General features: G+C 65.6%; 23 protein-coding genes. 10 read left to right on the top strand and 13 right to left on the bottom strand.

Annotated features, from left to right (window positions below; genetic code table 11):
- Positions 1 to 77: 77 nt before the first annotated feature.
- Entirely contained in the window at positions 78 to 1,094 is a 1,017-nt protein-coding gene (hemE, locus tag DWA33_RS10555) for a uroporphyrinogen decarboxylase (protein ID WP_181902398.1), read from the top strand.
- Between the two features lie 328 nt (positions 1,095 to 1,422).
- Positions 1,423 to 2,154, top strand: a complete 732-nt coding sequence (locus tag DWA33_RS10550; protein WP_114358036.1) for a PilZ domain-containing protein — start codon at positions 1,423 to 1,425, stop codon at positions 2,152 to 2,154.
- Between the two features lie 35 nt (positions 2,155 to 2,189).
- Here the strand turns inward: DWA33_RS10550 and DWA33_RS10545 are convergent, their stop codons facing one another.
- The 3 genes from DWA33_RS10545 to hemC are packed head-to-tail and all read right to left on the bottom strand — an operon-like array spanning position 2,190 to position 5,979.
- Positions 2,190 to 3,962: a magnesium chelatase subunit D gene (locus DWA33_RS10545; protein WP_114358035.1), complete on the bottom strand. Its 1,773-nt coding sequence runs from the start codon at positions 3,960 to 3,962 to the stop codon at positions 2,190 to 2,192.
- Complete coding sequence (gene bchI / locus DWA33_RS10540) at positions 3,959 to 4,981, bottom strand: magnesium chelatase ATPase subunit I (protein WP_114358034.1); 1,023 nt, start codon at positions 4,979 to 4,981, stop codon at positions 3,959 to 3,961. Before bchI ends, DWA33_RS10545 begins: the two co-directional genes overlap by 4 nt.
- Positions 4,982 to 4,986: 5 nt before the next feature.
- Positions 4,987 to 5,979 (bottom strand): hydroxymethylbilane synthase, encoded by a 993-nt coding sequence (gene hemC, locus DWA33_RS10535; protein ID WP_430707871.1) that lies wholly within the window; start codon positions 5,977 to 5,979, stop codon positions 4,987 to 4,989.
- A gap of 237 nt (positions 5,980 to 6,216) precedes the next feature.
- Between hemC and DWA33_RS10530 the strand changes: the two genes are divergently transcribed.
- The 5 genes from DWA33_RS10530 (at position 6,217) to DWA33_RS10510 (ending at position 11,473) form a co-directional block, all read left to right on the top strand.
- Entirely contained in the window at positions 6,217 to 7,530 is a 1,314-nt protein-coding gene (locus DWA33_RS10530; RefSeq protein ID WP_114358095.1) for a DUF3422 family protein, read from the top strand.
- Complete coding sequence (locus DWA33_RS10525) at positions 7,530 to 9,134, top strand: alpha/beta hydrolase (RefSeq protein WP_114358033.1); 1,605 nt, start codon at positions 7,530 to 7,532, stop codon at positions 9,132 to 9,134. The genes DWA33_RS10530 and DWA33_RS10525 overlap by 1 nt, the downstream gene beginning before the upstream one ends.
- Positions 9,134 to 9,619 carry a CIA30 family protein gene (locus tag DWA33_RS10520; RefSeq protein WP_114358032.1) on the top strand — a complete coding sequence of 162 codons (486 nt, stop codon included), beginning with the start codon at positions 9,134 to 9,136 and terminating at the stop codon, positions 9,617 to 9,619. The genes DWA33_RS10525 and DWA33_RS10520 overlap by 1 nt, the downstream gene beginning before the upstream one ends.
- A gap of 59 nt (positions 9,620 to 9,678) precedes the next feature.
- A complete protein-coding gene (locus tag DWA33_RS10515; RefSeq protein WP_114358031.1) occupies positions 9,679 to 10,908 on the top strand; it encodes a Coenzyme F420 hydrogenase/dehydrogenase, beta subunit C-terminal domain in 1,230 nt (409 codons plus the stop codon).
- A 115-nt stretch (positions 10,909 to 11,023) separates the two neighbouring features.
- Positions 11,024 to 11,473: a PA2169 family four-helix-bundle protein gene (locus DWA33_RS10510; RefSeq protein ID WP_114358094.1), complete on the top strand. Its 450-nt coding sequence runs from the start codon at positions 11,024 to 11,026 to the stop codon at positions 11,471 to 11,473.
- Between the two features lie 194 nt (positions 11,474 to 11,667).
- Here the strand turns inward: DWA33_RS10510 and DWA33_RS10505 are convergent, their stop codons facing one another.
- The 9 genes from DWA33_RS10505 to pufB all read right to left on the bottom strand — a co-directional run bounded on the left by DWA33_RS10505 (position 11,668) and on the right by pufB (position 21,634).
- On the bottom strand, positions 11,668 to 12,150 hold the full coding sequence (locus DWA33_RS10505; RefSeq protein WP_114358030.1) for a hypothetical protein: 483 nt from the start codon (positions 12,148 to 12,150) through the stop codon (positions 11,668 to 11,670).
- A 125-nt stretch (positions 12,151 to 12,275) separates the two neighbouring features.
- On the bottom strand, positions 12,276 to 15,443 hold the full coding sequence (locus tag DWA33_RS10500; RefSeq protein ID WP_114358029.1) for a multidrug efflux RND transporter permease subunit: 3,168 nt from the start codon (positions 15,441 to 15,443) through the stop codon (positions 12,276 to 12,278).
- A 9-nt stretch (positions 15,444 to 15,452) separates the two neighbouring features.
- Positions 15,453 to 16,652: an efflux RND transporter periplasmic adaptor subunit gene (locus DWA33_RS10495; RefSeq protein ID WP_114358028.1), complete on the bottom strand. Its 1,200-nt coding sequence runs from the start codon at positions 16,650 to 16,652 to the stop codon at positions 15,453 to 15,455.
- A gap of 359 nt (positions 16,653 to 17,011) precedes the next feature.
- Positions 17,012 to 18,553, bottom strand: coding sequence for a flavin-containing monooxygenase (locus tag DWA33_RS10490; RefSeq protein ID WP_114358027.1), 1,542 nt, complete (start codon positions 18,551 to 18,553; stop codon positions 17,012 to 17,014).
- 140 nt (positions 18,554 to 18,693) lie between these two features.
- Positions 18,694 to 18,987 carry a hypothetical protein gene (locus DWA33_RS10485; protein ID WP_114358026.1) on the bottom strand — a complete coding sequence of 98 codons (294 nt, stop codon included), beginning with the start codon at positions 18,985 to 18,987 and terminating at the stop codon, positions 18,694 to 18,696.
- 15 nt (positions 18,988 to 19,002) lie between these two features.
- Entirely contained in the window at positions 19,003 to 19,650 is a 648-nt protein-coding gene (locus DWA33_RS10480) for a hypothetical protein (protein WP_114358025.1), read from the bottom strand.
- A gap of 18 nt (positions 19,651 to 19,668) precedes the next feature.
- Positions 19,669 to 21,105, bottom strand: coding sequence for a PucC family protein (locus DWA33_RS10475; protein ID WP_114358024.1), 1,437 nt, complete (start codon positions 21,103 to 21,105; stop codon positions 19,669 to 19,671).
- 181 nt (positions 21,106 to 21,286) lie between these two features.
- Positions 21,287 to 21,466 (bottom strand): light-harvesting protein, encoded by a 180-nt coding sequence (locus DWA33_RS10470; RefSeq protein WP_114358023.1) that lies wholly within the window; start codon positions 21,464 to 21,466, stop codon positions 21,287 to 21,289.
- 12 nt (positions 21,467 to 21,478) lie between these two features.
- Positions 21,479 to 21,634, bottom strand: coding sequence for a light-harvesting antenna LH1, beta subunit (gene pufB, locus DWA33_RS10465; RefSeq protein WP_011157052.1), 156 nt, complete (start codon positions 21,632 to 21,634; stop codon positions 21,479 to 21,481).
- A 343-nt stretch (positions 21,635 to 21,977) separates the two neighbouring features.
- On the opposite strand from pufB, the gene DWA33_RS10460 reads away from it, so the two are divergent.
- From DWA33_RS10460 to DWA33_RS10450, 3 genes are all read left to right on the top strand, one after another.
- Complete coding sequence (locus DWA33_RS10460) at positions 21,978 to 24,296, top strand: GAF domain-containing protein (RefSeq protein ID WP_114358093.1); 2,319 nt, start codon at positions 21,978 to 21,980, stop codon at positions 24,294 to 24,296.
- A gap of 18 nt (positions 24,297 to 24,314) precedes the next feature.
- A complete protein-coding gene (locus tag DWA33_RS10455; RefSeq protein WP_114358092.1) occupies positions 24,315 to 24,986 on the top strand; it encodes a response regulator transcription factor in 672 nt (223 codons plus the stop codon).
- A gap of 133 nt (positions 24,987 to 25,119) precedes the next feature.
- The gene (locus DWA33_RS10450; RefSeq protein WP_114358022.1) at positions 25,120 to 26,325 is read left to right on the top strand and encodes a CaiB/BaiF CoA transferase family protein; all 1,206 of its coding nucleotides are present in this window, start codon (positions 25,120 to 25,122) and stop codon (positions 26,323 to 26,325) included.
- 3 nt (positions 26,326 to 26,328) lie between these two features.
- Here the strand turns inward: DWA33_RS10450 and DWA33_RS10445 are convergent, their stop codons facing one another.
- Entirely contained in the window at positions 26,329 to 26,823 is a 495-nt protein-coding gene (locus tag DWA33_RS10445; protein WP_114358021.1) for a MaoC family dehydratase, read from the bottom strand.
- Positions 26,824 to 26,861: the final 38 nt, after the last annotated feature.

Genomic DNA, 26,861 nt, shown 5'->3' with positions numbered 1-26,861 from the left:
GTATCAGACCGTCAAGAAGACTTGTCGTACAACAGTGGGTAGCTCTCTTGACACAGAATCTGGTGACCAAACCGTTCATGGAAGTGCTTTCCGGCAACCGGCAGGCCTCTCCTCCGATGTGGATGATGCGGCAGGCCGGACGTTACCTGCCGGAATACCGCGCAACGCGGGCGCAAGCCGGTAGTTTCCTCGATCTGTGCTTCAACGCGGAGCTCGCCGCCGAGGTGACGCTACAGCCGATCCGGCGATTCGGCTTCGATGCCGCGATCATCTTCTCCGACATTCTGGTGGTGCCTTATGCGCTCGGCCGCTCGGTGCGGTTCGAGGTCGGCGAAGGCCCGCGGCTCGACCCGCTGAACTCGCCCGATCTGGTCGGCACGCTGAACAACGCGATCGATCTGTCCAAGCTCGAGCCGGTGTTCGAGGCGCTGCGCATCGTCCGCCGCGAGCTGAAGCCGGAGACCACGCTGATCGGCTTCTGCGGCTCGCCGTTCACGGTGGCGACCTACATGGTGGCCGGCCAGGGCACCTCGGATCAGCATCCGGCACGGCTGATGGCGTATCAGCACCCCGGCGCGTTCGCCAAGATCATCGACGTACTGGTCGAGAGCTCGATTGCCTATCTGCTGAAGCAGCTCGAGGCCGGCGCCGACGTGCTGCAGATCTTCGACACCTGGGCCGGCATCCTGCCGCCGCGCGAATTCGAGAAGTGGTGCATCGAGCCGACCCGCCGGATCGTCGAGGGCATCCGCAAGGTCAAGCCGGGCACCAAGATCATCGGCTTCCCGCGCGGCGCCGGCGCGCTGCTGCCGGCCTTCGTCGAGCGCACCGGGGTCGACGCCGTCAGTATCGACTGGACCGCCGAGCCCGCTTTCGTGCGTGAGAAAGTGCAGACCAAGGTCGCGGTGCAGGGCAATCTCGATCCGCTGTTGCTGATCGCCGGCGGCTCGGCGCTCGATCAGGCGGTCGACGACGTGCTGCACAATTTCTCGGCCGGACGTCACATCTTCAATCTCGGCCACGGCATCACGCCCGACGCATCGATCGCGCATGTCGAGCAGATGATCAAGCGCGTCCGCGACTACAAGGTCTGAGGCGCGCTTTCCCGTCTTCTACGATCCGGCGACGTCGAAAGGACCGGAGCACCCCGCGCCGGTCCTTTTCGTTTTCGAAGATTGCGGCCAGCACCGGCTGCAACTCTCGGGCGTTTGGGCGCACAGCGCACGCTTTCAACACGGGTTAGTTAGTTCGGCGCAGCAGCGCGCGGCGCGAAGTTCCACGTTTCGGAACAAACACCGGCGCAGCAACAAGATTTCGATAACCAAGCTTGGAATCATTGGCGTGAAATGAGCAATCCTGAAGACCTTGGAGGCGGCGAGTAGGTTACTACTCGACAGGTATTTACCCGAGGGGCAGAACGCCGTGTCAGTCCAGCGATTTCTCAAGCAGCGTGCCGTCAACGTCACGGTCGGCGGGAACTACTCGCTCGCGAACTGGTACGATCAGAACGGCAAGCTGCGGCAATTCGCCTGCCGCACCAGCCGGGTTTCGCCGTTCCGGATGATCGTCGACGTTCCGGTGATCGGCCGCGTCGGTGACCACATCTCGTCCTACTTCAGCGAATTCGGCAAGCTCGAAGGCCACATCAGCGACACCCTGCCGGGCGGATTCCTGCTGGAACTGGCGGTGACCCGCGCGATGCGGGAGCGGCTGTCCAATCAGCTGAGCTGGCTGGAACGCAAGATGCTGGACCCGGAGATCAAGGACGCGCGGGAACAGGCACGGATCGTTCCCGCCTGCCCGCATTCTACCCTGATCCTCGCCGACGGCAGTACGTACACCTGCTTCGTCATCGACATGTCGATCTCGGGTGTCGCGGTGTCTGCCGACCTGCAACCGGAGATCGGCACGCCGCTGGCCGTCGGCGGCTGCGTCGGCCGTGTGGTCCGGCATCGCCCGGACGGCTTCGCGGTCAAGTTCACCGAGTTGCAGAACCGTAGCGAACTGGAGTGGCGGATCGCCCGGCCGCCGCAACGGAACTCGACCGTGGAGGCGCGGGTCGAACGGCTCGCCACGTCCGTCGAGGCGCCGGCACCCGCAGCCCCCGCGCGTCGGACCGCCGACGGCGACGACGCCTTCGTGCTCGACGCCTGAACGCGCCGCGCCTTCACCGACACGCTGTTCGGGCGTCAGTCCTGCCGGGTCGCTGCGGTGACCGCCTGCGCCAGCACGGTGGCGTCGGCATGCGGCAACGGCAGATAGCGCGCGTCCATTTCCTTGGCGAAAGCTTCCGCCTGCGGCCCCGGGCGCGGCGACATGTCGATCACCACCGAGCTGATTCCGGCGACGCGGAACTGGCGCGCCGACGCCTTGGCGTCTTCCTCGGCCTGCGGTCGTCCCGGCGCGCCGTCGCGTGCGATGTTGGCGCGGCCGTCGGTGAGCACGATCACCGTCGGGGTCTGGCCTTTGCGCTTGATCGAATCCGCCAGCATGAAGGCGCAGTCGAGCCCGGCCGACAGCGGCGTGCCGCCGCCGCCCGGCAGGCCGGCGAGGCTGCGCTTGGCGCGCGCCAGCGACCGAGTCGGCGGCAGCAGGATCTCGGCGATGGTGCCGCGGAACGAGATCATCGCCACCTGGTCGCGGCGCACGTAGCAATCAGCAAGTAACAGTTCGACCGCGCCCTTGGCTTCGGCGAGTCGGTGCAGCGCCGCGGAACCGGAAGCATCGACCACGAAGATTGTGATGGTTTCGGTGCGCTGCTTGAAGCGCGCGATCCGGAAATCGTCCTTCTCGACCAGGATGCGCGGCGCGCTGCCGCTCCGCCCCTCGGCCTGGCGCCGCCGCAGCGGCTGCCACGGTGCCGCGGCGCGCAGCGTCTCGATCACGTTGAGCTTGGACCCGTCGCGCAGTTCGCCGCGGATGCTGCCGGCCGGACGGCCGCGCTTCTTCGACTTCTGCAGCTCGCCGGCCTTGCCGGCGGAGCGGGCGCGCGCGCGTCCGGCCGAGGCGCGCATCGCCTCCAGCACGCCGGGCGGCATCGCCGCCTTGACGGCGGCGAGGATCACCTCGTCCAGCGCTTTGTCGATGTCGGGTGTCTGCTGCTCTTGATCGTTATTATCCTGATTGTCGTCTTCCGGCGGCGGGGGCTCGGGCGGCGGCGGCTCATCGGCCTGGTCCGGCTGCTCGGGCTGCGGGAAGATCGTGGCGCGCGGCGCCAGCACCAGGCGCGCGGCGAGCGTGATGTCGTCTTGTTCGATCTTGGTGCGATCGAACAACGCTGCGCTCGCCTTGGCGGCGCGGATTGCCAGCAGCGGCGCGCGCAGCGAGATGATGCCGAGCGCAGCCGCGGCGGTGCACACCGCCTCGATCTGCTCGCTCTCGACCTTGATATCGGCGAGTCGCGCACGCGCCGCGCGGATGTCGTCGAGCGAAATCGGGAAATCGTCGGTCTCGCGCCAGGCGAACTGATCGAGGTCGAGATGAAAGCCGAGCCGGTCGCGCAGACCGGCCGGCGCGAACTCGTCCTCGAGGCCTTCGTCGAGCGCGACCACGCCGAACCGCGCCGGCATCCGCAGCGACAGGCCGTCGCGCTCCACCGCAGTCTCGTGCGCATCCATCGCGGCGGTCAGATACACGTTGGTCGAGGACTGCAGCCGCTCGGCCATCGCCACCACCAGCACGCCGCCGTCGGCTTCCGACAGCAGGCCGCGCTCGGCGACCGGGCGGCCGGCGAGCAGCGTCGCCGACAGATCGAGCCCGCCGAGCAGCCGGCCGTCGGCGATATGCAGCGGCAGATGCTTATAGGGTTGTTCGGGAGGCAGCGCGGCGCGCAGCATCGCGAGCCAGCGGTCGCGCACCGGGCCGGCGCGCGAGCGCAGCAACACACCGCCGGTCCCGACCGGATCGACCGCGAACAACTGCGCCGCGGTCACCGCATCGGACCATGCGAGCGCGATGCTCATCCGAAGATTTCGGCGAGCGCGCGGTCGACCCGCACGCTGGAGCCGGCGTCGTCGAGCGGATTGCGGCGCAGCCGGTGCCGCAAGGCAGAGGGCGCGATCCGCTTCAGGTGTTCATCGGTGACCGTCTTGTCGTGCTCGAGAGCGGCGAGCGCCCGCGCGGCACGCATCAAGGTGAGTTCGCCGCGAAGGCCATCGGTGCCGAGCGTCATGCACAGCTTGGCGGCGCGTTCCAGCGCCGCATCGCTGACGGTGACGTCGGGCAGCCGCTCCTTGGCCTGCGAAATCTTGCGGCGCAGCTTGGCTTCTTCCTTCGACCATGCGGCGACGAAGCCTTCCGGATCGTTCTCGAACGCGTCGCGGCGGCGCACCACTTCGATGCGCTCCGGCAGCGTGTCCGGGGTCTTCACCTCGACCGACATGCCGAAACGGTCGAGCAATTGCGGACGCAGCTCGCCTTCTTCCGGGTTGCCGGTGCCGACCAGCACGAAGCGGGCCGGATGGCGGATGCTGAGGCCTTCGCGCTCGACCACGTTCTCGCCGGAGGCGGCGACGTCGAGCAGCAGGTCGACGAGGTGGTCTTCGAGCAGGTTGGCTTCGTCGATGTAGAGGAAGCCGCGATGGGCTCGCGCCAACAGGCCAGGCTCGAACGCCTTCTCACCCTTGGCCAGTGCGCGTTCGAGATCGAGCGCGCCGACGACGCGATCCTCGGTGGCGCCGAGCGGCAGATCGACCACAGGCACAGGCACCTGCGCGGTTTTGAGCTTGCCGTGCTTGACCTTCTCCTTGCACTCTTCGCAGTAGCGCTCGGGCTGGTCGGGATCGCAATTGTAGCGGCAGCCGACCACGGTCTTCATCTTCGGCAGCAGCGCCGCGAGCGCGCGCACCGCGGTGGACTTGCCGGCGCCGCGATCGCCGAACGCCAGCACGCCGCCGACCTTCTGATCGACCGCGGCGATCAGCAGCGCCAGCTTCATCTCGTCCTGGCCGACGATTGCGGAGAACGGAAACACTGTGGCCATTGCGATTACTCCGGCCGGGTCTTTTCGATCACCGCGGCTGCGCCCTTATCGAGCAGTTCGAGTCCGACCGTGCGGCCGAGTTCGCGGGGCCGATTGGCCGGGCCGGTGCTCACCGCCTCGATGAACATCCCGCCCTCCAGGTCGAGAACCGAGGCGCGCAGCGTCATGGCGTCGCCGGTGATCACCGAATGCGCCGCGATCGGCGAGTTGCAGTGGCCGTTGAGCACCCACAGCACTTCGCGTTCGGCATCGCAGCACAGCCGCGACTGATGATTGTCGATCAGCGCCAGATACTCACGCGTCTTCCACTCGTGCACGGGGCATTCCACCGCGACGATACCCTGGCCGGCCGCGGGCAGCATTTCTTCCGGCGTGAAGTCGTGAGCGATGCGGTCGACGAAGCCGACCCGCTCGATGCCGGCACGGGCCATGATCAGCGCGTCGGCGGGACCGACCTCGCTGCCGTCCGGCATCCGCTGCTTCTCGCCATTGTCGAGCTTGCGCATCCGGGTGTCGGCGGCGCCGCGGAAGTGAATCACCTGGACTTCCGGGAACAGCCGCTTGGCATAGGCCGCGCGCCGCACCGCGTTGGTGCCGATGGTGTAGCCCTTGCCGCGAGACTTCTTCAGCTCTTCGAGGGTGAGTCCCTTGCGCAGCACCAGCGAGTCGCAGGCCGGATCGCGCGCCAGCGTGGCGGCGACGATCAGCCCGGGCGTCTCTTCGTTGGCCGGCATGTCCTTCAGCGAGTGCATCGCGCAATGCAGTTCGCCACGCAGCATCGCGGCGCGGATCTCGGCCACGAAGGCACCGCCCTTGCCGCCGTGCGGCAGCAGCTTGCTGATCTGATCGCTGTCGCCGACCGTCTCGAATTTGATGATGTGAGGATCGAGCTCACTCGCAGCCGCGCGTAGCTGCTTGGCGATGTCCTCAGTCTGGGCAAGCGCCATCACGCTCTTGCGCGTACCAATACGGACGGGAAATTTCACCACACGCTCCATTCGACAACCGCGAAGGGCCCGCGGCGAAGTTCGGCCGAACCTTATGACCAGCCCGAGCCAGATTGCAAACGGATGACACCGAAGTCTCGTAGAAGCCCGGCGGGGGACCGGGGTCGTTGATCTCGGACAATTCCGGCGCCTGCGACAGCCTTTCGCGGAACCTTTCAGCTTCTGTCTATCGCCATGCAATGGTACTCAAGTCAACCAGGCGCAATATTGAGCAAGGTCAAAAGCGAAATGACGGCTGAAGTTCTGATCGGAGACGGCGACGTTCGACTTTCGCCGCATCCATTGCGCGCGATCGTTCTCGGCGAAGTTCACGCACGTCCGTTCACTGCGCTCAACCTGCCGGCGCGCGTCCTCCACTTCGCGTTCGAGACCTCCGGCCCGCGCGCCGCCGCCGACCGCGCCGCAATGATCAGCTTCTGTGAGTCGCGCGGACTGCAGCCGCCGCCACCCGGCGAGAAGCATCACCGCGCCCGCTTCGGCACCACCATGCTGCGTTGGGAGCAGCATTCGGAATTCACCACCTACACCTGGGAGATTCCGGCCGACCCGGCCGCAACGCCGTTCCACCCGGAAGCGTCCTCGCTGGCTTCGCCGATGCGGCTGCTGCCGCAGCCCGGCCCTCTGCTGGTCGCGGTCGACCTGCACGCGATGCCGGAAGATCCACCGCGCACCTCCCCCGAGCGCCTGTTCGATCGCACCAGCCTCGCGGTCGCGGAGAACTCCGACGGCATGGCGGTGTTCGCCACCGACTTCCAGCCCGGACCATCGGGCTTCGTCCGGGTGCTGGTGATCGATCGCGGCATGTCTCCGGAGCGCGCCGGCGCCCTGGTGCAGCGCGTGCTGGAAGTCGAGACCTATCGGACGCTGGCGCTGCTCGGCCTGCCCGAAGCGCAGCGGCTCGCGCCATCGATCGCCGCGAGCGAGAAGCGCCTCGCCGAAGTCACCGCCGAAATGCGCCGCGTCGGCGACCTCGCCAACAACAACAAGCTGCTGCAGGAGCTCACCGAACTCGCCGCCGAGGTCGAGGCCGGCGCCGCCGCCAGCCTGTATCGGTTCGGCGCCAGCCGCGCTTACGATGAGATCATGAACGGCCGGCTCGCCACGCTCGGCGAACGCAAGGTCGGCGGCCTGCCGACCTGGTCTTCGTTCCTTGCCCGACGCATGAAGCCGGCGATGCGCACCTGTGCCACCACCGAGGCGCGGCAGTCGGACCTGTCCCTCAAGCTCGCCCGTGCCGCCAACCTGCTGCGCACCCGCGTCGACGTCGAGCTCGAACAGCAGAATCAGGAACTGCTGAAATCGATGAATGCCCGCACCCGGCTGCAGCTTCGGCTGCAGACCACGGTCGAAGGCCTGTCGACCGCGGCGATCACCTATTATGTGGTCGGGCTGTTCGGCTACATGGTGAAGGGCGCCGCGGAATCCGGACGGCTCAAGGTCGATCCGAATCTGCTGACGGCGATCTTCGTCCCGATCGCCGCGCTGTCGATCTGGTGGACGATCCGCCGCATCCGCAAGAAGCACATCCCGGACGTCGATTGATGGGCACGCGCCGCCGGCTGACGCCACTCCGAATCGTCGTCGCCCTCGCCGCCCTGGTCGCAATTGCCGTGGCGCTGTGGCAATTGCAGCTCGGCAAGGACGGGCTGATCATCAGTCACGCGACAGTCGGGGAAACGCCCGTCACGGTGTTCCGACTGCCCTCCGCCACCAACGCGCCGGTGGTGGTGATTGCCCACGGCTTCGCCGGCTCGCAGCAATTGATGCAGCCGTTCGCCCAGACGCTGGCGCGCAACGGCTATATCGCCGTCACCTTCGACTTCACCGGCCACGGCCGCAATCCGGTGACGATGGTCGGCGACGTCGACGAGCCGACCAAGATCACCGGCGTGCTGGTCGATGAACTCGGCCGGGTCACCGACTACGCCCGCAAGCTGCCGGAGAACGACGGCCGCGCCGCCGTACTCGGTCATTCGATGGCGTCCGACATCGTTGTCGCCTACGCGGTAGCGCATCCGGAGATCGTCGCAACGGTCGCGGTGTCGGTGTTCACCCGCAAATCGACCCCGACCCTGCCGCACAATCTGCTGGTGATCGTCGGGGCGCTCGAGCCGCAGATGCTGAAGGACGAGGGTCTGCGCATTGTCAATCAGGTCGCCGGCGGCAACGCTGTGGCGGGGCGGACCTACGGCAGCTTTGCCGACGGCACCGCGCGCCGCTTCGTGTTGTCCTCGGGGGTCGAACACATCGGCGTGCTGTACGGCCAGGACTCGATGCGCGAGACGCTGCACTGGATGAACGACGCGTTCGCCCGCACCGGCTCCGGCTGGATCGACCGCCGCCCGATCTGGCTCGCGCTACTGTTCGGCGGCCTGATCGCGCTGGCGTGGCCCCTGTCGGCGCTTCTGCCGCGGGCCGCGGCGGTGCCCATGGGAGCGAGTTTGGCGTGGAAGCCGCTGCTGCTCGCGGCGATCGTTCCCGCCGTCCTCACCCCCTTGATCCTGTGGAAGGCACCGACCGACTTTCTCGTCATTCTGCTCGGCGATTACCTGACGCTGCACTTCCTGCTGTACGGCCTGTTGACCGCGGCGATCCTGGTGCTGATCCGGCTGCGCAGCCGTCGTGCGGCGCAACATCCCGCAAGGTCTCACCCGCAGGAGCTGGCAGCGCTCGGCGCCCTGCCGGATCCCGCCCATCCACGCGTCGCGATCGGGGCGCTGGTCGTCGCGGCCATAGCGGCGATCGGCTACAACATCCTCGGCTTCGGCTTCGCGCTGGACAGCTATCTGTTCTCGTTCATGCCGATCGAACCGCGCATCCCTCTGATCGCTGCCGTGGCGTGCGGCACGATCCCGTATTTCCTCACCGCCGAGTGGATGGCGCATGGCCAGGGCGCCAAGCGCGGCGCCTATGCGCTGGCAAAATTCTGCTTTCTCGCGTCGCTTGCCACCGCGGTGGCGCTCAATCTGCAGAAGCTGTTCTTCCTGATCATCATCGTGCCGGCGATCCTGCTACTGTTCCTCGCCTTCGGCCTGATCAGCAACTGGACCTACAAGGCGACCAATCACCCGCTGCCCGGCGCACTGGCCAACGCGGTGCTGTTCGCATGGGCAATCGCGGTGACGTTCCCGATGGTGATCCGCTGATGCAACACGAGCTGTGGCCGGCAGGGCAGCGGCACTGGCGGGTGATCACTGACACCGTGATGGGCGGCGTCTCGCAAGGCACGCTGCAGCTTGTCGAGATCGAGGGCCGGATGGCGGCGAGAATGCGCGGCGCGGTCTCGACCGAGAACAACGGTGGCTTCATCCAGATCGCAATGGATTTGTCGGCGGATGGCGGCGCCTTCGACGCCGGCGACTTTCGCGGTATTGCCGCAGAGCTGCTCGGCAACGGCGAGAGCTACAGTCTTCATTTGCGCACCACCGATCTGACGCGGCCGCAGCAATCCTATCGCCACCCGTTCCGGGCGCCGACGCGCTGGCAGGTGGTCCAATTTCCGTTCGCCGACTTCACGCCGCACCGCACCGAAGTGCCGTTCGATCCTCGGCGGCTGCGGCGGGTCGGGCTGGTGGCGATCGGCCGCGAGTTTGACGCAGATCTATCGGTCGCCCGGCTTTGGCTCTATTGATCGGAGAGCAACTTAAGGCGAATGGCGAGGCCATCGGCCGGTTCCTACAAGACGCGCCCATGCACGACAGCAACATCCCGTCTGCACTGTGGACACCGCCGCTGAACCAGCCGGCGGAGCGCGAGCTGTGCACCGATTGCGGCGTGTCGCGGATGAGCGATCCGAAGCAGTGTGGTCAGGCCTGCCAGTTCATCAAGCCGGACTATCCGGCGATGGAACGGCGGGTGCACGGCCGCACCCGCGACAGCGCCTCCGGCGACGAAGCGTTCTTCGGCCCGTATCGCCGGATGCTGCAGGCAGCGATGAAGCAGCCGCGCGACGGCGCGCAGTGGACCGGCATCACCACCACGATCGCGCAGCGGCTGCTGGAGACCGGCGCGGTCGACGCGGTGATCGCGATGGCGCCGGATCCGTCCGATAAATGGAAGCCGATGCCGGTGCTGGTGACCAGGCCGGAAGGCATGGCGCAGTGCCGCGGCATGCGGATGGGTTACGCGCCGTCGCTGGCGCTGCTCGAACCGGCGATCGCCGCCGGCTACAAGCGGCTCGCGGTGATCGGCGTGCCCTGCCAGATCTACGCACTGCGCCGGCTGCAGGATCAGCTCGGCCTCGAAAAGCTGTATGTGATCGGCACGCCGTGCTCGGACAACACCACGACCGAAGCTTTTCACGGCTTTCTGGATCTGCTGTCCGACAAGCCCGAGACCATCACCTATCTGGAATTCTGCGCCGACTATCATGTCGAGATGCGGTTCGACGACGGCAAGGTGAAGCGGGTGCCGTTCCTGCTGCTGCCGATCTCGAAGCTGCCGCCGGACTTCTTCCCGATCACCTGCCGCACCTGCGTCGACTACACCAACACGCTGGCCGACATCACCGTCGGCTATATGGGCGGACGCGGCGAGCAATGGCTGCTGGTGCGCAATGAGCGCGGCGAGGAACTGCTGAATCTGCTCGGCGACGACGTCAAGCTCAGCGAGCCGACCAGCGCCGGCAACCGGGTTGCCCCGGTGAAGGGCTTCCTCAAGAACACCGAGCTCGCCGCCGGCGGCCTGCCGGTGCGCGGCATGCCGAACTGGCTGCGGCCGTTGATGGGATGGCTGATGCCGAAAGTCGGCCCGCGCGGCATCGAATTCGCCCGCGCCCGGGTCGAGATGAAGGCGGTCGAAACCGTTCTGCATCTGCGGCGGCACTACAAACACAAAATGAAGAACATGATACCATCTCACGTCTGGGCCCTGGTGAAGCCCTACGGGCTCGAGCCGCACGACGGCGAACGTCGCAACTAACAACTTTCCGTGCCGTGGTTCCTGCCCGGAACCGAGTTTCCTGCTCCCGGTTATTGCGCGGCAGGTGCCCGAGCGTTTGTCTCTCGCGCACCGCTAACCGAGCATGGAGGCTGACGTGGACAAAGATATTATCGACCATCTGAAGACGCTTCACACCAGCGAGATCGACGCTCGCAACGGCTACGAGGAGGCGCTGGAAGACGCCGAAGGCAAGGGGATGACGCCGCTGTTTCGCGACATGATCGCGCTGCATCACGGCAACGCCGAAGAATTGGCCGGCCTGCTGATCAACGCCGGCGAAACCGCCGACGATTCCGGCTCGTTCATGAGCGTGGTTCATCGCACGATCATGAACGTGCGATCGCTGTTCGACGGGCTGGACGGCAGCGTGCTGCCGGGCCTGATCGATGGCGAAAAGCGCAATCTGTCGAAGTACGACGAGGCCTTGAAAGCTGCTGCTGCGGCTCCGGCTGTCGCCTCCACGCTCACCGCACAGCGCGGCAAGATCGGCGAAAAGGTCGCGCTGATGGAGCAAGAGAAGGCCGCATACGAAGCAACCCATTGATCGGCATGCTGCTGCAAACAGGGCTGACTACGGGGGCCACGGCCCCCATTTTTGTGCCCGCCCCATCGAAGAACCCGGACAAGGCACTCTGACATTGGCGTGGCTTCGCCGGGCTCCTCAGAGTCTGGCTGCGGACCAAGCAAAGGCCCCGGTCTGTCGACCGAGGCCTTTCAAAATCGTCCGATACGCTGTGGTTACTTCGTCACCGTGCCGGTCGAGCCCGGCGAATTTCCGACGCCGGTGTCGGACGCGGTCGGCGCGACACGAGTATCGGTGCCCGGATTGCTCGGCTGGTAGCGCTTGGGCTCGTTCTGAATCCCCTCGGGCTGCGCCATGCCGGTGGTACCCGACTGGCCGGTCGTGCCGGCCTGACCGGTGGTGCCGGACTGCGACGCCGGGCCGCTCACCTGAACGGTGGCGCGATCGCCAGACGCGTAGTTGGCGCCCGCCGCCAGCAGACCCATGGCGATGAACGCGAACGCCGCGATGCCGGCGAGTTCGGGCAGAGCGCCATCAGCCGCGGCGCCGCGGCCGGAACCATTGCCTTCGAGAGTATCGGCAGCGATCGCACGGTTGGAGCGCGAGCGAATGAAGTTGATGAAGGCGAGACCGACGATCACGACGCCCGCGGCGAGCGTGAAGAACATCAGCCAGCTAATCGGTTGGTCTCCGTTCATGAAATTCCTCCAGTTGTCGACGGGGTCGAGTTGTTCACCTGTCGACGGACAACTGGAGGCAATTCGATTGGTTCCGGCTTTCCGCGGGCGGGAATCGCCAGTCGATTGCCTCTCGGATTCGAAAATTATGCCTGATTGTGCGGCAGTTGCGGGTGCAGCGGAACCTCGTGTGTCACGGTTTTCCCGACAGGATCGTCGGAACGATCGCCGGCAAACAACCGCTGCACCACGACGAAGAACACCGGCACCATCAGCAGCGCCAGGATCACCACCGCGATCATGCCGCCCATCACGCCGGTGCCCAGCGCCTGCTGGCTCTTACCGCCCGCGCCATGCGCGATCACCATCGGCAACACGCCGGAACAGAACGCCAGACCGGTCATCAAGATCGGCCGGAAGCGCAGGTGACACGCTTCCATCGTCGCCTCGCGCAGCGTCTTGCCTTCCTTGCGGAGATCCTTGGCGAACTCGACGATCAGGATCGCGTCCTTGGCGGCGAGCCCGATGATGGTGATCAAGCCGACCGTGAAGTACACGTCATTCGGCAGCGACCGCATCGACGCCGCGATCACCGCACCGGCGATGCCGAGCGGAACGGTCAGCAGCACCGACAGCGGAATCGTCCAGCTCTCGTACAGCGCCGCCAACACCAGGAACACCACCAACGCCGACAGCGCCAGAATGATCGGTGCCTGCGAGCCGGACAATTTCTCCTGCAGCGACTGGCCGGTCCAATCGTAACCGAAGCCGCGCGGCAACTGATCGGCGAGCCGCTCCATCTCGGCGATCGCGTCGCCCGAGGTGAAGCCCGGCCGCGCCTCGCCGCTGATGCGGATCGCCGGATAGTAGTTGAAGCCGACGATCTGGGTCGGACCTTTGGCCCATTCCACCGTCGCGAAGGAGGAGAACGGCACGAGCTGGCCACGGCTGTTCTTCACCGTGTAGGCGAGAATGTCGTCGCCTTTCATCCGCCCGGCGGCGTCCGCCTGCACGATGACGCGCTGCATTCGGCCGCGGTTGGGGAAGTCGTTGACGTACGCCGATCCGAGGTTGGTCGAGACCGTGGAATTGATATCCTCGAAGGTCACGCCGAACGCGCCGGCCTTTTCGCGGTCGATCACCAGGTTCAGCACCGGGGCCGGCGGCAAGCCTTCGACATAGACCTTTTGCAGCACCGGGCTGGCATTGGCTGCGGCGACGAGTTGCTCGCTGGCCTTCACCAACGCTTCGTAGCCCTTCTGGCCGCGATCCTGCAGCCGGAAGCTGAAGCCCGACGAATTGCCGAGATTGTCGACCGGCGGCGGCTGCAGCGCCGACACCCGCGCGTCGCGAATGCCGCCGAGTTTGCGGTTGGCGTCGTCGACGATTGCGGCGGCCGACGAATTGTCGTCGCGCTCGCCCCAATCCTTCAGCGTCACGAACGCCTGCGCGGCGTTCATGCCCTGGCCGAGGAAGCTGAAGCCGGTCAGGAAGGTGACGTTCTCGACCCCGTCGCGCTTCAGCAGATAGTCCTCGACCTGCTTCACCACGTCGTAGGTGCGGTTGTAGGACGAATCCGCCGGCGTCTGCACGTCGACGGTGATGAAGCCCTGGTCGTCGATCGGCAGGAATCCGCCCGGCATCCGCACCATTGCCCAGCCGAGCACGCCGACCAGCACCGCATAGATCACCATCAGACGACCGGTGCGGCCGAGATTCCAGCGCACCACGCTGGAGTAGCGCTCGCGAACGGCGTCCAGCCCGCGGTTGAACCAGCCGAACACGCCGCGCTCGGCATGGGCATGGCCCTTGGTCACCGGCTTCAGCAGCGTCGCGCACAGCGCCGGCGTCAGCGACAGCGCCATCAGCGCCGAGAACGCGATCGCCGACACCATGGTTACCGAGAACTGCCGATAGATGATACCGACCGAGCCGGGGAAGAACGCCATCGGCAGGAACACCGCGATCAGCACCAGGGTGATGCCGATGATCGCCGAAGTGATCTGCGACATCGCCTTGCGCGTCGCCTCCTTCGGCGGCAGCCCTTCCTCGGACATGATGCGTTCGACGTTCTCGACCACCACGATGGCGTCGTCGACCAGGATGCCGATCGCCAGCACCATGCCGAACATCGACAGCATGTTGATCGAATAGCCGAACAACAGCAGCGACGCGCAGGTCCCGAGCAGGGCGACCGGCACCACGATGGTCGGGATGATGGTGTAACGGATGTTCTGCAGGAACAGGAACATCACCACGAACACCAGCACAACCGCTTCGATCAGGGTGTGCAGCACCTTGGTGATCGAGGCTTCGACGACGGGCGTGATGTTGTACGGGATTTCGTATTTGATGTTCGCCGGGAAGAACCGCGACAGCTCCTGCATCTTGGCTTCGACCGCACTCGCGGTCGCCAGCGCATTGCCGGTCGGCGACATCAGCACCGACAGGCCGGCGGTCGGCTTGCCGTTGAGACGGGTGTTGAACTGGTAGCTGAAGCCGCCGACCTCGATCCGTGCGACGTCGCGCAGCCGCACCGTCGAGCCGTCCGGATTCGCGCGCAGCACGATCGCGCCGAACTCGTCGGCCGAGGATAGCTGGCCTTTCACGAGCACCAGCGCCGACGTCTTCTTGTCCTTCGGCGAGGGCTCGGCGCCGATGCTGCCGGATGCGACCTGGGCGTTCTGCGCCTCGATCGCCTTGGTGACGTCGTCGGCGGTCAGGTTGTAGCCGACCAGCCTGTCCGGATCGATCCAGATCCGCAGCGCGCGCTCGGTCGAATACAACGTGGCGCGGCCGACGCCGGGGATACGGCGGATTTCGCCGAGCACGTTGCGGATCATGAAGTCGCCGAGGCCGACTTCGTCGAGCGAGCCGTCGGTCGAGCTCAGCGTGATGATCTGCAGCACCGCGCTGGAGGCTTCCTCGACCAGGATGCCCTGCTGCAGCACGGCGCGCGGCAACCGCGCCTCGATCCGCTTGATGCGGTTCTGCACGTCCACCGAGGCCAGTTCGGTGTCGGTGCCGGGTACGAAATTGGCGAGGATTTCGACCTGGCCGAGCGAGTCCGAGGTCGATTCGAAGTTGAGGATGCCGTTGGCGCCGTTCAGCTCTTCTTCGATCAGCCGGGTGACGCTGTTGTAGAGATTCTCCGGCGAGGCGCCCGGATAGGCGGTGGCGATCGCGATCGACGGCGGCGCGATGATCGGATACTGCGCGACCGGAAGAAACGGGATCGAGATCGCGCCGATCAGGCAGATGAACAGCGCGACGACCCAGGCGAAGATCGGCCTGTCGATAAAGAATGAAGGCATCCGCGGCGCCTATCGCACCGCGCTGACGGAACCCGTGGTCTCCGGCAGCGCGGATGCCGAGCGACGTTCGCCGACGCTCACCGGGGTTACTGTGTCGCCTGCGGCGAACTTCTGAAACCCTTCGACCACCACGCGTTCTCCCGGCTTGAGGCCGTCGAGCACCAGCCACTGGCCGTCCTGCTGCGGGCCGAGACGCACCGCCTGCACGGCGATCCGGTTGTCAGGCTTGACCACGAACACCTCGCTGCCGCCGCCGGTGTTGCGCTGCACCGCCTGCTCCGGCACCGCGATCGCGTCGGCGTCGATGCCCTGCTCGATCCGGACCCGGACATACATACCCGGCAGCAGCTCGCGCTTCGGATTGTCGAACTCGGCGCGCAGCGTCACCTGGCCAGTATAGGCGTCGACCTTGGCATCCGAGAACAGCAGCTTGCCGTGCACCGGATATTGGGTGCCGTCGTCGAGCACGAGGTGGGCACGCACCGCGTCCGGCGCGATCTGGTCGAGCTCGCCGGAATCGAACGCGCGGCGCAGCCGCGCCATCTCCGATACCGGCTGGGTGAAGTCGGCGTAGACGTGATCGAGCTGCTGGATGGTGGCCAGACTGGTGGAGTCGTTCTGCACCACCAGCGCGCCCTCGCTGACCAGCGCGGCGCCGATCCGGCCGCTGATCGGCGCCCGGATGGTGGCGTATTCCAGATTCAGCTTGGCGCGGGCGACCTCGGCCTCACGGACCGCGACCTCGGCCACCGCCTGGCGCAGATTGCTGGTCGCAGCCTCGCTTGCGGCACGCGACGCCGCCTGCTCGCTGGCGAGCGTCGACACGCGCTTGGCGTGCATGTCGGCCTGATCGCGCGCAGCCGTCGCCTTGGCGAGCGCGGCTTCGGCAGCCTGCAGCTCGACCTCGAAGGGACGCGGGTCGATGTGATACAGCGGATCGCCGGCGTTGACCTCGCTGCCCTGCTGGAACGTCCGGCGCAGGATAATTCCGGACACCCGGGGGCGAACGTCCGCCACCCGGATCGGCGCGATCCGCCCCGGCAGCTCACGCACGATCGAGCGCGGCTGCGGCTTCACCGTAACGATGCTGACCTCCGGCTTCTCGGCGGCCGACGCATTGGCAACGGACGGCTCGTCGCAGCCGGCAAGCGCCGGCGCCAGGAAGGCGAGCGCCAGCCCCGTCAATGCAAACCTAGTCCATCCCCGCATTGGAAAACCTCATTCCGTTCGCCTCGCCCCGATCAAAGCAAGGCCCGGACCATCAGCGACCACAGACCGCCGACAGCCGTCCTCGATCGTGGAAGCGACTGATGAACAGATGTTAATCGCTAATTTGTGCAGCACAACATGGGGTGGTGGCGGCGCAATGTCACACGACGGGGAACCGCCTGATCCGCCTCGGCTTTCGCCGTGTCACACCTCCGTGAATCTGGAAAAATGCGAACAAACGCCGCAGGTTAATGGACTGCTGCGCAATTAACCGATGATTAACTCGCCATCCCCCGCCGAATCGGCTGTCGGTTTGGCGACAACCGTCCGCGCAGGATTTGTGACAAAGGCTCGCGGCTTCAGGCCGCGTACACGAAGGCGGGATCGGTGAGATCGATCGCCGGGAACTGGTCCTTCTCGGTCCAATAATCTTGGCTGTGCTGCCACTCCGGCTTGTCACCGCGCCTTGGCAACAGGTGCATGCCGCGCATCAGGTACCCCGGATTGAAGTTTTCCGGATCGATCCATGGCAGCAGCGGCATGTCGCGGTCCTCCGGCCGCAGCGCCGGGACCACGCTGCGATAGCCCTGGGCCTTCATATGGCTCAGCAGCCGGCAGACGAAGTCCGCAACCAGGTCGGCGCGCAGCGTCCAGCTCGCACGGAAATAGCCGAACACCCAGGCCATGTTCGGCACCCCGGTGAACATCATGCCGCGATAGGTGACGGTCTCGGCGAAATCCAGCGGCTCGCCGTCGATCGAAAACGCGATGTCGCCGAGCACATTGAGGTTGAAGCCGGTAGCGGTGACGACGATATCGGCCTCCAGCGTCTCACCGGACTTCAGCCTGATCCCGGTCGCGGTGAAGCGCTCGATCTCGTCGGTGACCACCGAGGCCTTGCCCGACGCAATCGCCTTGAACAGATCGCCATCCGGAACGAAGGCGATGCGCTGCCGCCACGGCCGGTAGCTCGGCATGAAATGCGGATCGAGGTCGGCATCGGGCCCGAGATGCGCGCGCACGCCCGCCAGCAGCTCCTGTTTCACCACCTCGGGCTCGGTCATCGAGCGGCGGGTGAAGGTCGCCTGATCGAACAGGATCTTGCGACGGACGATCTCGTGGATCCAATCCTCGGAGATGCCGAGCTCGCGCAGCGTGTCGGCGATCTCGATCTTGTTGCGGCCGGGAATGAAATAGGTCGGCGAGCGCTGCAGGACCGTGACGTGTTCAGCCGCAGGGGCGATCGACGGCACCAGAGTCGCGGCCGTCGCGCCGGACCCGATCACGATCACCCGCTTGCCGGAAATGTCGAGGTCATCCGGCCAGGTCTGTGGGTGGACGATCCGTCCCTCGAACTCGGCCATGCCCGGCCACTCCGGGGTGTAGCCTTCGCTGTGGCGATAGTAGCCCTGACACATCCACAGGAAGTTGGCGGTGAAGCGCACCACCTCCCCGCCCTCGCCGCGCAGCGCCTCGATCGTCCAGCAGGCGTCCTCGCTCGACCAGCTCGCCGACACGATGCGGTGGCGGTAGCGGATATGGCCGGCAAGATCGTGCTCGGCGATCACTTCACCGAGATAGTCGCGGATCTCGGCAGCCGTCGCGATCGGCTTGCCGGTCCACGGCTTGAAGCGATAGCCGAACGTGTAGAGATCGCTGTCGGAGCGGATACCTGGATAGCGATGGGTCCGCCAGGTGCCGCCGAAGCCATCCTGGGCTTCGAGCACCGCAAAACGTGTGCCGGGGCACTGCGTCGTCAGGTGATAGGCTGCACCGATGCCGGAAATTCCGGCGCCGACGATCAGGACGTCGACATGTTCGCAGTCGGTTTGGGGAGCGGGACCGCTGAACGGCGCGGACGCCGCGGCGCTGCGGGGCGCAGCGGAGGCAGCTTGGGTCATGTTTCCTCGACTTTTCTTGTGTCGTTGGAAACAGATTGACCGCTGGGCGCGCGTTTGCCCAGCATTTTCTTGCGACCCAAACGCACGGCGCCGCGGACATTGCTGCCCGCGGCGTCATGGGACCTGTGATGCTTGCCGACTCAGATATCGAGCAGCAGCGGGTAGCCGGAGAACGACTTGTACTCGCCGTCCTGCTTCAGGATCAGCGGCATGCCGGAGAAGCCCCGGTATTCACCGTCCTGCTTCAGAACCAGCGGGGTGCCGGAGAAGCTCTGATACTCGCCCTTCTGTTCGAGGATCAGCGGCGTACCGGAATAACCCTTGTACTCGCCTTCCTGCTTCAGGATCAGCGGTTCACCGGAATAGCTCTTGTATTCGCCTTCCTGCTTGAGGATCAGCGGATGTCCAGAGTGTCCTTTGTATTCTTCGCTCATGGTCGATTCCTTTACTTAGAGTAGCACTGGCAGGCCCAGCCAGGAGGAGAAGGGTGTGGCGTTGTTGATCAACAGCGGCTCGCCCGAGTAGGACTTGTACGGACCGCTGGTGTCCAGCAACAGAGGAGTCCCGGAGAAGGACTTGTATGGGCCGCTGCTGTCGAGCAACAACGGTGTTCCGGAGAACGACTGATACGGGCCATCGCTGCTGATAACCAGCGGCGTACCAGAGAAGGTCTTGTCGCTGTCGACCAGCAGCAAGTCACCGGAATAGGATTTGTACGGACCGGAGGTGCCGAGCAGGACCGGCGCGTGGATCATGTTCGAGAACGGCGCGGCATCGCTCAGTTCGGCGGCGCGCGAAGACGACGATTTCAGGCTGATCGGGTTCGGCCCGTAGCTGTCGAGAATCTTGGTCGCCTTGGCGCCGAAGCCGAACTCGGCCTGCGCTGCGACGACGACCCCGCCCTTCCGGACGTAATCGGCGTAGGTCGCCGCTTCGGACCGCGACACGCCGGCCTTGGCCAGCGCTGCGGTGATCTCCTCGACCGATGAACGGCCGGAGGTGACGACCGTATATTTCAGGTTGTTGCTTTTCAGATCGCTTTCCAGCGCCGACAGGCGGCTGCTGGAATCATACAAGCGGGCGATGATTTGCGTCATGGTTACTCCGTCTCACTTTCAGGAACCGGTCAGCTGGCCCTGCATCAGAATCGTCTCGCGCCGCCGCGTCAGAGGGAACATCGTCACCAGCGTCGCAATGAGCAACACTAGTTCGAGGTAATAGACAAAGTGATAACCCGCCGCGGCGCCGCCCCACCCCTGCGGGGCATAAGCGGTTACCAGATCGCGCAAAATACCGCCCAGCGCGATCGCGACACCGGCAGCAGAAGCCTGCACCGCGCCCCATGCACCGAGCGCGAGTCCGACCTGATCCTTCGGGGCCGCATTCATCGTCGCCGTCAGCGTGCCGTGGCCGAACAGACCAGCACCGAAGCCGATCATCAGCGTCCCGAAGCCGAACACCAGTGCCGAGGCCATTGTCGAAGACAGGCTCGCGGAGAAGATCACCGCAAGGAAGGCAGGAATACCAACCAGCGCCCCGAAGCTCGCCATCCGGAACGGATCGGCGCCACGGCTGAGCACGCGCGACGCGTAGCCGAAGCCCAACAGGCCACCGACCGCCAAAGCTGCCGTGAGCTTGGTGGTATCGCCGACGCTCAGATTCAGGATCTGTCCGCCATACGGTTCGAGCAACACGTCTTCCATGCTGAACGCCATGGTGCCGAAACCGACCGCAATCAGCCGGCGCATCGCATTCGGGCCATGGATGAACGCCTCCCACGACTCCCGGAAGCCGCCACTCGGCGCATCGGGATGCGCGGTCGCCTGATTGGGATTGTCACGGCGCCGTGCTTCCATCTTCCACGACGCGATGCCGTTGAGGACGATGGTGACCACGGCGGAACCCTGGATCACCTGAATCAGGCGCCCAGGCGAGAAGTCGGCGAGCAGCATGCCGAAGATGATCGCGCTGGCGATCATGCCGAACATCAGCATGGTGTACATCAGGCCGACGACCTTCGGCCGCGACTCCGGCGGCGCCAAATCGGTCGCCAGCGCCAGTCCGACGGTCTGAGTAGTGTGCACACCGGCGCCGATCAGCAGGAACGCCGCGGCCGCCGCAACCTGCCCGACCCACACCGGCGCCTGGCCCGCGTCGCCGCCACCGGACAGCACCAGCAGCGCGAACGGCAGAATGGCCAAGCCGCCGAACTGCACCATGGTGCCCTTGTAAAGGAACGGCACCCGGCGCCAGCCCAGCGCAGATTTGTGAATGTCGGACTTGAAGCCGATCAAGGCGCGGAACGGCGCAAAAATCAGTGGTAGCGAAACCATGATGCCGACGATGGACGCCGGCACGTTGAGCTCGACGATCATCACTCGGTTGAGGGTGCCGACCAGCAGCACCAGCGACATACCAACCGCCACCTGAAACAGCGACAGGCGCAACAATCGCGTCAATGGCAGATCCGGCGTGGCCGCATCCGCGAAAGGCAGAAAGCGGGGCCCGAGCGAACCCCAGACTTTCATCATCTTCTGGCTGACTGTGTTCATCGTGCAGCAATTCCAGCTTGCGTGAGCCCGGCGACTACGACCGCCGGCGTCCGAACGAACAGCACCACTTTGCGACCGAAGATGAACTGCGGCAGATCAAATCTCCGTACGCCGGCTACAAAGCAAGCGACCGGGACCCTTGGATCCCGGTCCAGCCACGACAGCTTCAAACGAAGCTGAATCAGCCGATGGAGACCGAGCTCTCGATCGCCGCGGTCTTACCGTTCCAGTACTTCGGGAACCAGGTGGTGTTGCTCAGGAGAGCGAAGTGCACCAGGATCGCGATCACGGTGACGCTGCCGAGCAGCAGCGGAAGACCAACGGTCGGCTTCACCACAGTCCAAATACGACCTTGATTCATCTTAGTGACTCCTTAGTGCAGCCAGGGCGAGTAAACATACGCCAGGAAGTGAGCGACGATGGCGATCGCACCGAAGATGCGCGTGCCGTCGATCACATGCTTGTGGAGCTCTTCCGATTCCGCGATCGTCAGACCGGTCGGCCAGACCTTGTTCGGATCGTCTGCCATAGTAAATCCTCCTGAGAGACTTACGATCAGTGCCGTGCTGAACCTGCACGTAGGTTGATTTTCGCTGCTACGCCGAACATTCGTTCGCTTGGTCTCAGCATTTCCTGTTCGCCCCGATCGACCGCCGCCAACGACGAGACGTCTCGCGTTGGTGCGGCCGATGCGGATGCTTCCAGCCCTCGGCCGATCAACGCTCACGCCCTGATCACATCCGAGTGATTGTAAGAGTATCCTGACACACATCTTTGTCAATTTAACATGACACAAGAGACTGTCCGTGTCATACCGGACAGCCTCAAACCGGTCCGACGTGTCCCGGACACGGAAAATTGAGTTGATCGAAATGTACTCTGGTCTTGACAATTCGGCCGAGTCCAGACCCGCGAGCTGCCCCGAGTCCGACCACTTTGGTGGCCCGCGCCTTGGAGCATTCCCGTCCGACTCGATCCATCCCCATGCGGCATTGCTGGCATTGGCGCCGGACGATCTGACGATCGTTCAAGCCGGAGGCGCGACCGAGGAGCTGTTGGGAACCGCCGCGGTTCTGCTGCCCGGGACTGCAGCCAGCACCGCATTCTCCTCCGACCAGATCGCCAGACTCCGAACCCTGGCGATGGCTGAGCGGCCAATCGAGCGGCCGCTCCACGCATTCACGTTGAACGCACCGGATGCCCCCCCCACCGACGTGATCGTCCATCACGCCTCCGGCCTGCTGGTGGCCGAATTCGATCCGCGGCGCGAGCCGCCGCCCGACGATTCGCTCGCGCTGGTGCAATCGATGATCCGGCGGGTGCAGCCGGCGTCTTCGGTGCAGGGATTCTGCGAGGCGATGGCGACCGAACTACGCCGCGTGACCGGCTTCGACCGGGTGATGGTGTACCGCTTTGCTTCCGATGGCTGCTGCGACGTGATCGCAGAATGCCGGGCACCGGAGGTCGGCTCGTTTCTCGGGCTGCGCGATCCGCAGCCCGACATTCCGAAGCGGCCAGGGATCTGCAACCGGATCAGTATGCAGCCCGACACCCGGGCGATCGCCGCGCCCATCGTGCCGGAGGTCAATCCGCGCAGCGGCGCAGCGCTGGAGCTTTCCCAGAGCTCGATCCGCAGTGCCTCCCCCGACCACAGACAATATCTGGCTCGACTCGGCGTCGCGGCCTCGTTGTCGCTGTCGCTCGTGGTCGACGGCGAGCTCTGGGGACTGCTGGTCTGCCACCACCGCACGCCGCGGTTTCTGCCCTACCGCATGCGCGAGACATGCGCGCTGTTCAGCGAGATGGCGTCGTCACAGATCGAGACGCGGCTCGCCGCGGAGCAGCTCACTGCGCGGCTGCACAGCGGCCGCATTCATGAGGAACTGGTGACGCGGATGAGCCAGGAGTCCGACCTCGCGGAGGGGTTGATCCGGTTCTATCCGAGCCTGCTCGGCTTCATCCCGGCGGCAGGGGTCGGGTTGTGGATCGACGGTCAATTCACCGGGACCGGCCAGACCCCGGACGCGGCGCAGATCGCATCCTTGATCGGCTGGCTGCATGGCGTGGCGCAGGACGGCGTTTTCCATACCGAATGCCTGCCGCTGGTGTTTCCGCCGGCCAGAGCATTCGCAGCCCAAGCCTGCGGGCTGATCGCACTGTCGCTGTCGAACACACCGCGCGATTACGTGCTGTGGTTCCGTCCCGAAGTCGTCCGCCACGTCACCTGGGCCGGCGCGCCGAACAGGCCGGTGGGCGTCGACAGGGACGGCACGCGGGCGTCGGGCAGCGGCGGCGCCGCACATTGGCGGGAGTCGGTCCGGCTGCACAGCGACCCTTGGTGCGAAGCCGAGATCGACGCCGCTCACCGGCTGCGCGATTCCCTGATCGAGGTCGTACGACGCCGGATCGACGGCATCGCGCGCGAACGGAGGTCGGCGCAACTTCTCCAACAACAACTGATGCGGCAGCTCGAAGTTGGCCTGAACCGGTCCAAAGATGTCGCTCAGAGCCTGCAGGAAGAGAAGGATCGCCGCGTGCTGGTGGAGGCCGACCTCTCGCAGGTGTTGCGCCGGACCGTCGAGGATCAGGAGGCCGAACGCCTTCGTATTGCCCGCGAGCTGCACGACACGCTCGGGCAGTCGCTGACCCTGCTGCAGCTCGGCTTCGACAAGCTCGGCCAAGCCGCCGGCGACCGGCCGGAACTGCAGCAGCGCATCGCCGAGATGCGAAGTCTGACCGCGGATCTCGGCCGTCAGACCGGCCGGCTCGCCTGGGAGATCCGTCCGAGCGTGCTCGACGATCTCGGCATCCAAACCGCGATTCAGAACCTGCTGGATTCGTGGAGCGAGACATCCAACATCCAGTTCGATCTGCATATGACGCTCGGCACGCGCCGGCTGCCGTCAGCGGTCGAGACCACGCTGTACCGGGTATTGCAGGAAGCGCTGACCAACGTAGTCCGCCATGCCGCCGCCCGTCAGGTCGGCGTGATCCTGCGGCTGAGCGGCGACGAGGTGACGATGATCGTCGAAGACGATGGCCGGGGCTTCTCCACCACCGGTCCGAAACAGCCGACCAGCCGGCTCGGCCTGCTCGGCATCCGGGAGCGATTGTCGCTGGTCGGCGGCTCGCTCGAACTCGAAACTGCGCCGGGCAAGGGCACCACGCTCTACGCCCGAATTCCGTTGTGACCGATGGACGTGACCGTGATGGATCAGCAAGCGTCTTCCCGACTGCGCGTGTTTCTCGCCGACGATCATCCGGTCGTGCTCAGCGGCATGAAGGCTCTGCTCGACGGCGATCCGGGCCTGGAGGTGGTCGGTGAAGCCAATGACGGCCCCAACGCGCTGCGCCGCGCCACCGAACTCAAGCCCGACGTCGCCGTGCTCGATCTGTCGATGCCCGGCCTCAACGGCATCGAGGTGGCACGGAAATTTCTCGCCGCCTGCCCGGAGTGCCGGGTGCTGGTGCTGACCGTGCACGAGGACGGCGCTTACTTGCGGCAATTGCTCGACCTCGGCGTCGCCGGCTATGTGCTGAAGCGCTCCGCCACCGAGGAGCTGATCCGCGGCATCCATGCCGTCGGCAGCGGCGGCATCTATCTCGATCCGGCGATCGCCGGCCGGGCGATCGGGCGGACCGCGCCGCACCTGCACAACGGCGACGAGCACAATGCGGTGTCGGAACTGTCGACCCGCGAAATCGAAGTGCTGCGGCTCGCCGCGATCGGCCACAGCAACAAGACCATCGCCGCCAAGCTGCAGATCGGCGCCAAGAGCGTGGAAACCTACAAGGCGCGCGGGATGGCCAAGCTCGGCTTCCACAACCGCGTCGAAGTGGTGCGGTTTGCGCTCAGCATGGGCTGGCTGTCGGACCCCTAGCCTCGATCGAACCGCAGACCGTTGATCCGGTCCGATCGACCCGCTAGTTTGCCGTGATCGAGCAAGCAGCTTCCCACGGGCGCGGCGTCCGCTTTGCGCCGCACCAAGAATGGGACGCATCAGGGGAGACCGAATGACCGTCGAAACGCGGACGCAGAAACCGCAGGCCACCACCGCTCCCGATGCCAAGGCCCTCGACGGGCTCCGCGTGCTCGATTTCTCCACCACCATCGCCGGCCCGCACTGCACCCGGATGCTGTCGGACATGGGCGCCGAGGTGATCAAGATCGAAGCCGCCGACGGCGACACCATGCGCAACCGGCCGCCGGTGCGCGGCGCCTGCAGTACTGCGTTCGGCCAGCTCAACGTCGGCAAGAAGAGCATCGTGCTCGACCTGAAGTCGCCGGCCGGCCTCGAGGCGGTGCAGCGGCTGGTCGCCACCGCCGACGTGCTGGTCGAGAACTTCCGCCCCGGCGTAATGCAGCGGCTGCAGATGGACTACGCCTCGCTGCGCAGCTTCAATCCCGAACTGATCTACTGCTCGATCTCCGGCTACGGCCAGACCGGCCCCTCGGCCGAACTGCCGGCCTACGCGCCAGCGATCCACGCCGCCTCCGGCTACGACATGGCGCATCTCGCCTATCAGCCCGGGCGCGAGCGCCCGGATTACTGCGGCATCTATCTCGCCGACGTGGTCAGCGGCATTTACGCCTATGGGGCGATTACTTCGGCGCTGTATCAGCGCGTGCGCACCGGCGAAGGGCAGCACATCGACGTCTCGATGTTGGAGGCGATGCTGACGCTGACGCTGAACGAAGTGCAGTGGTCGCAGTTTCCGGTGACGCTGCCGGCGCGGCCGCAATTCGGCCCGGTCGAAACCTCCGACGGCTACGTGATGATCGCCGTCGCCAGCGAAAAGTCGTTCCGCAGCTTCATGCTGGCGGCAGAGCGTCCCGACCTGATCACCGATCCGCGGTTCGAGAAGTATGCCGACCGTCGCCTGAACTGGGGCGAACTGATGGACACGATCGAGACGAGCTGGTCGCGCAAGCTGACCTCCAAGCAATGCCTCGCGGCGCTCGACAAGTTCGGCGTGCCCTGCTCGGCCTATCGCACCGTCGCCGAGGCGATGGCCGATCCACAGACCGCGCATCGTCAGGCGCTCGCCGAAGTGCACGACGGCGCCGGCAGTTTTCAGGTGCTCAACCTGCCGTTCCGGATGTCCGCGGCCAATCCGTCACCGAACCCGCGGGTGGCACGGCTCGGCGAGCACACCAAGGCGGTGCTGCAGCAGGCCGGCTATTCCGACGACGAGATCGCGCGCTTCGGCGCGGGATAGTCCTCAAAGCCTGGCCATTCGCACCAGGTACTTCTGCTCGCCGCTCAGCACCAACTCGCCGCGCTGATTGTGCACCGTCGACTGCACGGTGACGATGCCGGTGGTGCGCTGCGGCTGCAGCTCCGTGATGGTGAGCGCCGGATACAGCGTGTCGCCGGCATAGACCGGCTTGTGGAATTGCGACGACTGCTCGATGAAGGCGAGCAGCGCCTCGCCGAGCACGTGCGGAAACAGCCCGGCGCCGGATGCGGTGAAGCACAGCACCTGCAGCCCGTGCGCGAGCAACCCGGGATGGCCCTGCGCACGGCAATATTCGACGTCGTAATGGATCGGGTGATTGTCGCCGGAGACGACCTGGAACGCGGCGAAGTTTGCGTCCGTCACGGTGCGGCTCGGCAGCACGAAGCGTTCGCCGATGTGAAGGTCCGAAAACGGCCGCGGCGCGACGACGCGATGCGCCGCCTTGTCGAATCCGCCCGCCTGCTGCCCGCCGTCCATGCTGCGCCTCCCACTGTTTTGCGGGAAGGTTAGCGCGG

It is taken from the genome of Rhodopseudomonas pentothenatexigens, assembly GCF_900218015.1.
GTDB classification, from domain to species: Bacteria; Pseudomonadota; Alphaproteobacteria; order Rhizobiales; family Xanthobacteraceae; genus Rhodopseudomonas; species Rhodopseudomonas pentothenatexigens.
The sequence above is the reverse complement of the archived record's forward strand: the minus strand, read 5'-3'. Positions and strand labels throughout refer to the sequence as shown.

Coding starts and splice junctions, on each gene's coding strand:
- bchI (WP_114358034.1), bottom strand. CDS start 4,981: ATGGCCACAGTGTTTCCGTTCTCCGCAATCGTCGGCCAGGACGAGATG.
- DWA33_RS10505 (WP_114358030.1), bottom strand. CDS start 12,150: ATGAACGGAGACCAACCGATTAGCTGGCTGATGTTCTTCACGCTCGCC.
- DWA33_RS10545 (WP_114358035.1), bottom strand. CDS start 3,962: ATGAGCATCGCGCTCGCATGGTCCGATGCGGTGACCGCGGCGCAGTTG.
- DWA33_RS10525 (WP_114358033.1), top strand. CDS start 7,530: ATGGGCACGCGCCGCCGGCTGACGCCACTCCGAATCGTCGTCGCCCTC.
- DWA33_RS10500 (WP_114358029.1), bottom strand. CDS start 15,443: ATGCCTTCATTCTTTATCGACAGGCCGATCTTCGCCTGGGTCGTCGCG.
- DWA33_RS10475 (WP_114358024.1), bottom strand. CDS start 21,105: ATGAACACAGTCAGCCAGAAGATGATGAAAGTCTGGGGTTCGCTCGGG.
- DWA33_RS10460 (WP_114358093.1), top strand. CDS start 21,978: ATGTACTCTGGTCTTGACAATTCGGCCGAGTCCAGACCCGCGAGCTGC.
- DWA33_RS10450 (WP_114358022.1), top strand. CDS start 25,120: ATGACCGTCGAAACGCGGACGCAGAAACCGCAGGCCACCACCGCTCCC.
- DWA33_RS10470 (WP_114358023.1), bottom strand. CDS start 21,466: ATGAATCAAGGTCGTATTTGGACTGTGGTGAAGCCGACCGTTGGTCTT.
- DWA33_RS10515 (WP_114358031.1), top strand. CDS start 9,679: ATGCACGACAGCAACATCCCGTCTGCACTGTGGACACCGCCGCTGAAC.
- DWA33_RS10530 (WP_114358095.1), top strand. CDS start 6,217: ATGACGGCTGAAGTTCTGATCGGAGACGGCGACGTTCGACTTTCGCCG.
- pufB (WP_011157052.1), bottom strand. CDS start 21,634: ATGGCAGACGATCCGAACAAGGTCTGGCCGACCGGTCTGACGATCGCG.
- DWA33_RS10495 (WP_114358028.1), bottom strand. CDS start 16,652: ATGCGGGGATGGACTAGGTTTGCATTGACGGGGCTGGCGCTCGCCTTC.
- DWA33_RS10480 (WP_114358025.1), bottom strand. CDS start 19,650: ATGACGCAAATCATCGCCCGCTTGTATGATTCCAGCAGCCGCCTGTCG.
- hemC (WP_430707871.1), bottom strand. CDS start 5,979: ATGGAGCGTGTGGTGAAATTTCCCGTCCGTATTGGTACGCGCAAGAGC.
- DWA33_RS10485 (WP_114358026.1), bottom strand. CDS start 18,987: ATGAGCGAAGAATACAAAGGACACTCTGGACATCCGCTGATCCTCAAG.
- DWA33_RS10445 (WP_114358021.1), bottom strand. CDS start 26,823: ATGGACGGCGGGCAGCAGGCGGGCGGATTCGACAAGGCGGCGCATCGC.
- DWA33_RS10455 (WP_114358092.1), top strand. CDS start 24,315: ATGGATCAGCAAGCGTCTTCCCGACTGCGCGTGTTTCTCGCCGACGAT.
- hemE (WP_181902398.1), top strand. CDS start 78: ATGGAAGTGCTTTCCGGCAACCGGCAGGCCTCTCCTCCGATGTGGATG.
- DWA33_RS10490 (WP_114358027.1), bottom strand. CDS start 18,553: ATGACCCAAGCTGCCTCCGCTGCGCCCCGCAGCGCCGCGGCGTCCGCG.
- DWA33_RS10520 (WP_114358032.1), top strand. CDS start 9,134: ATGCAACACGAGCTGTGGCCGGCAGGGCAGCGGCACTGGCGGGTGATC.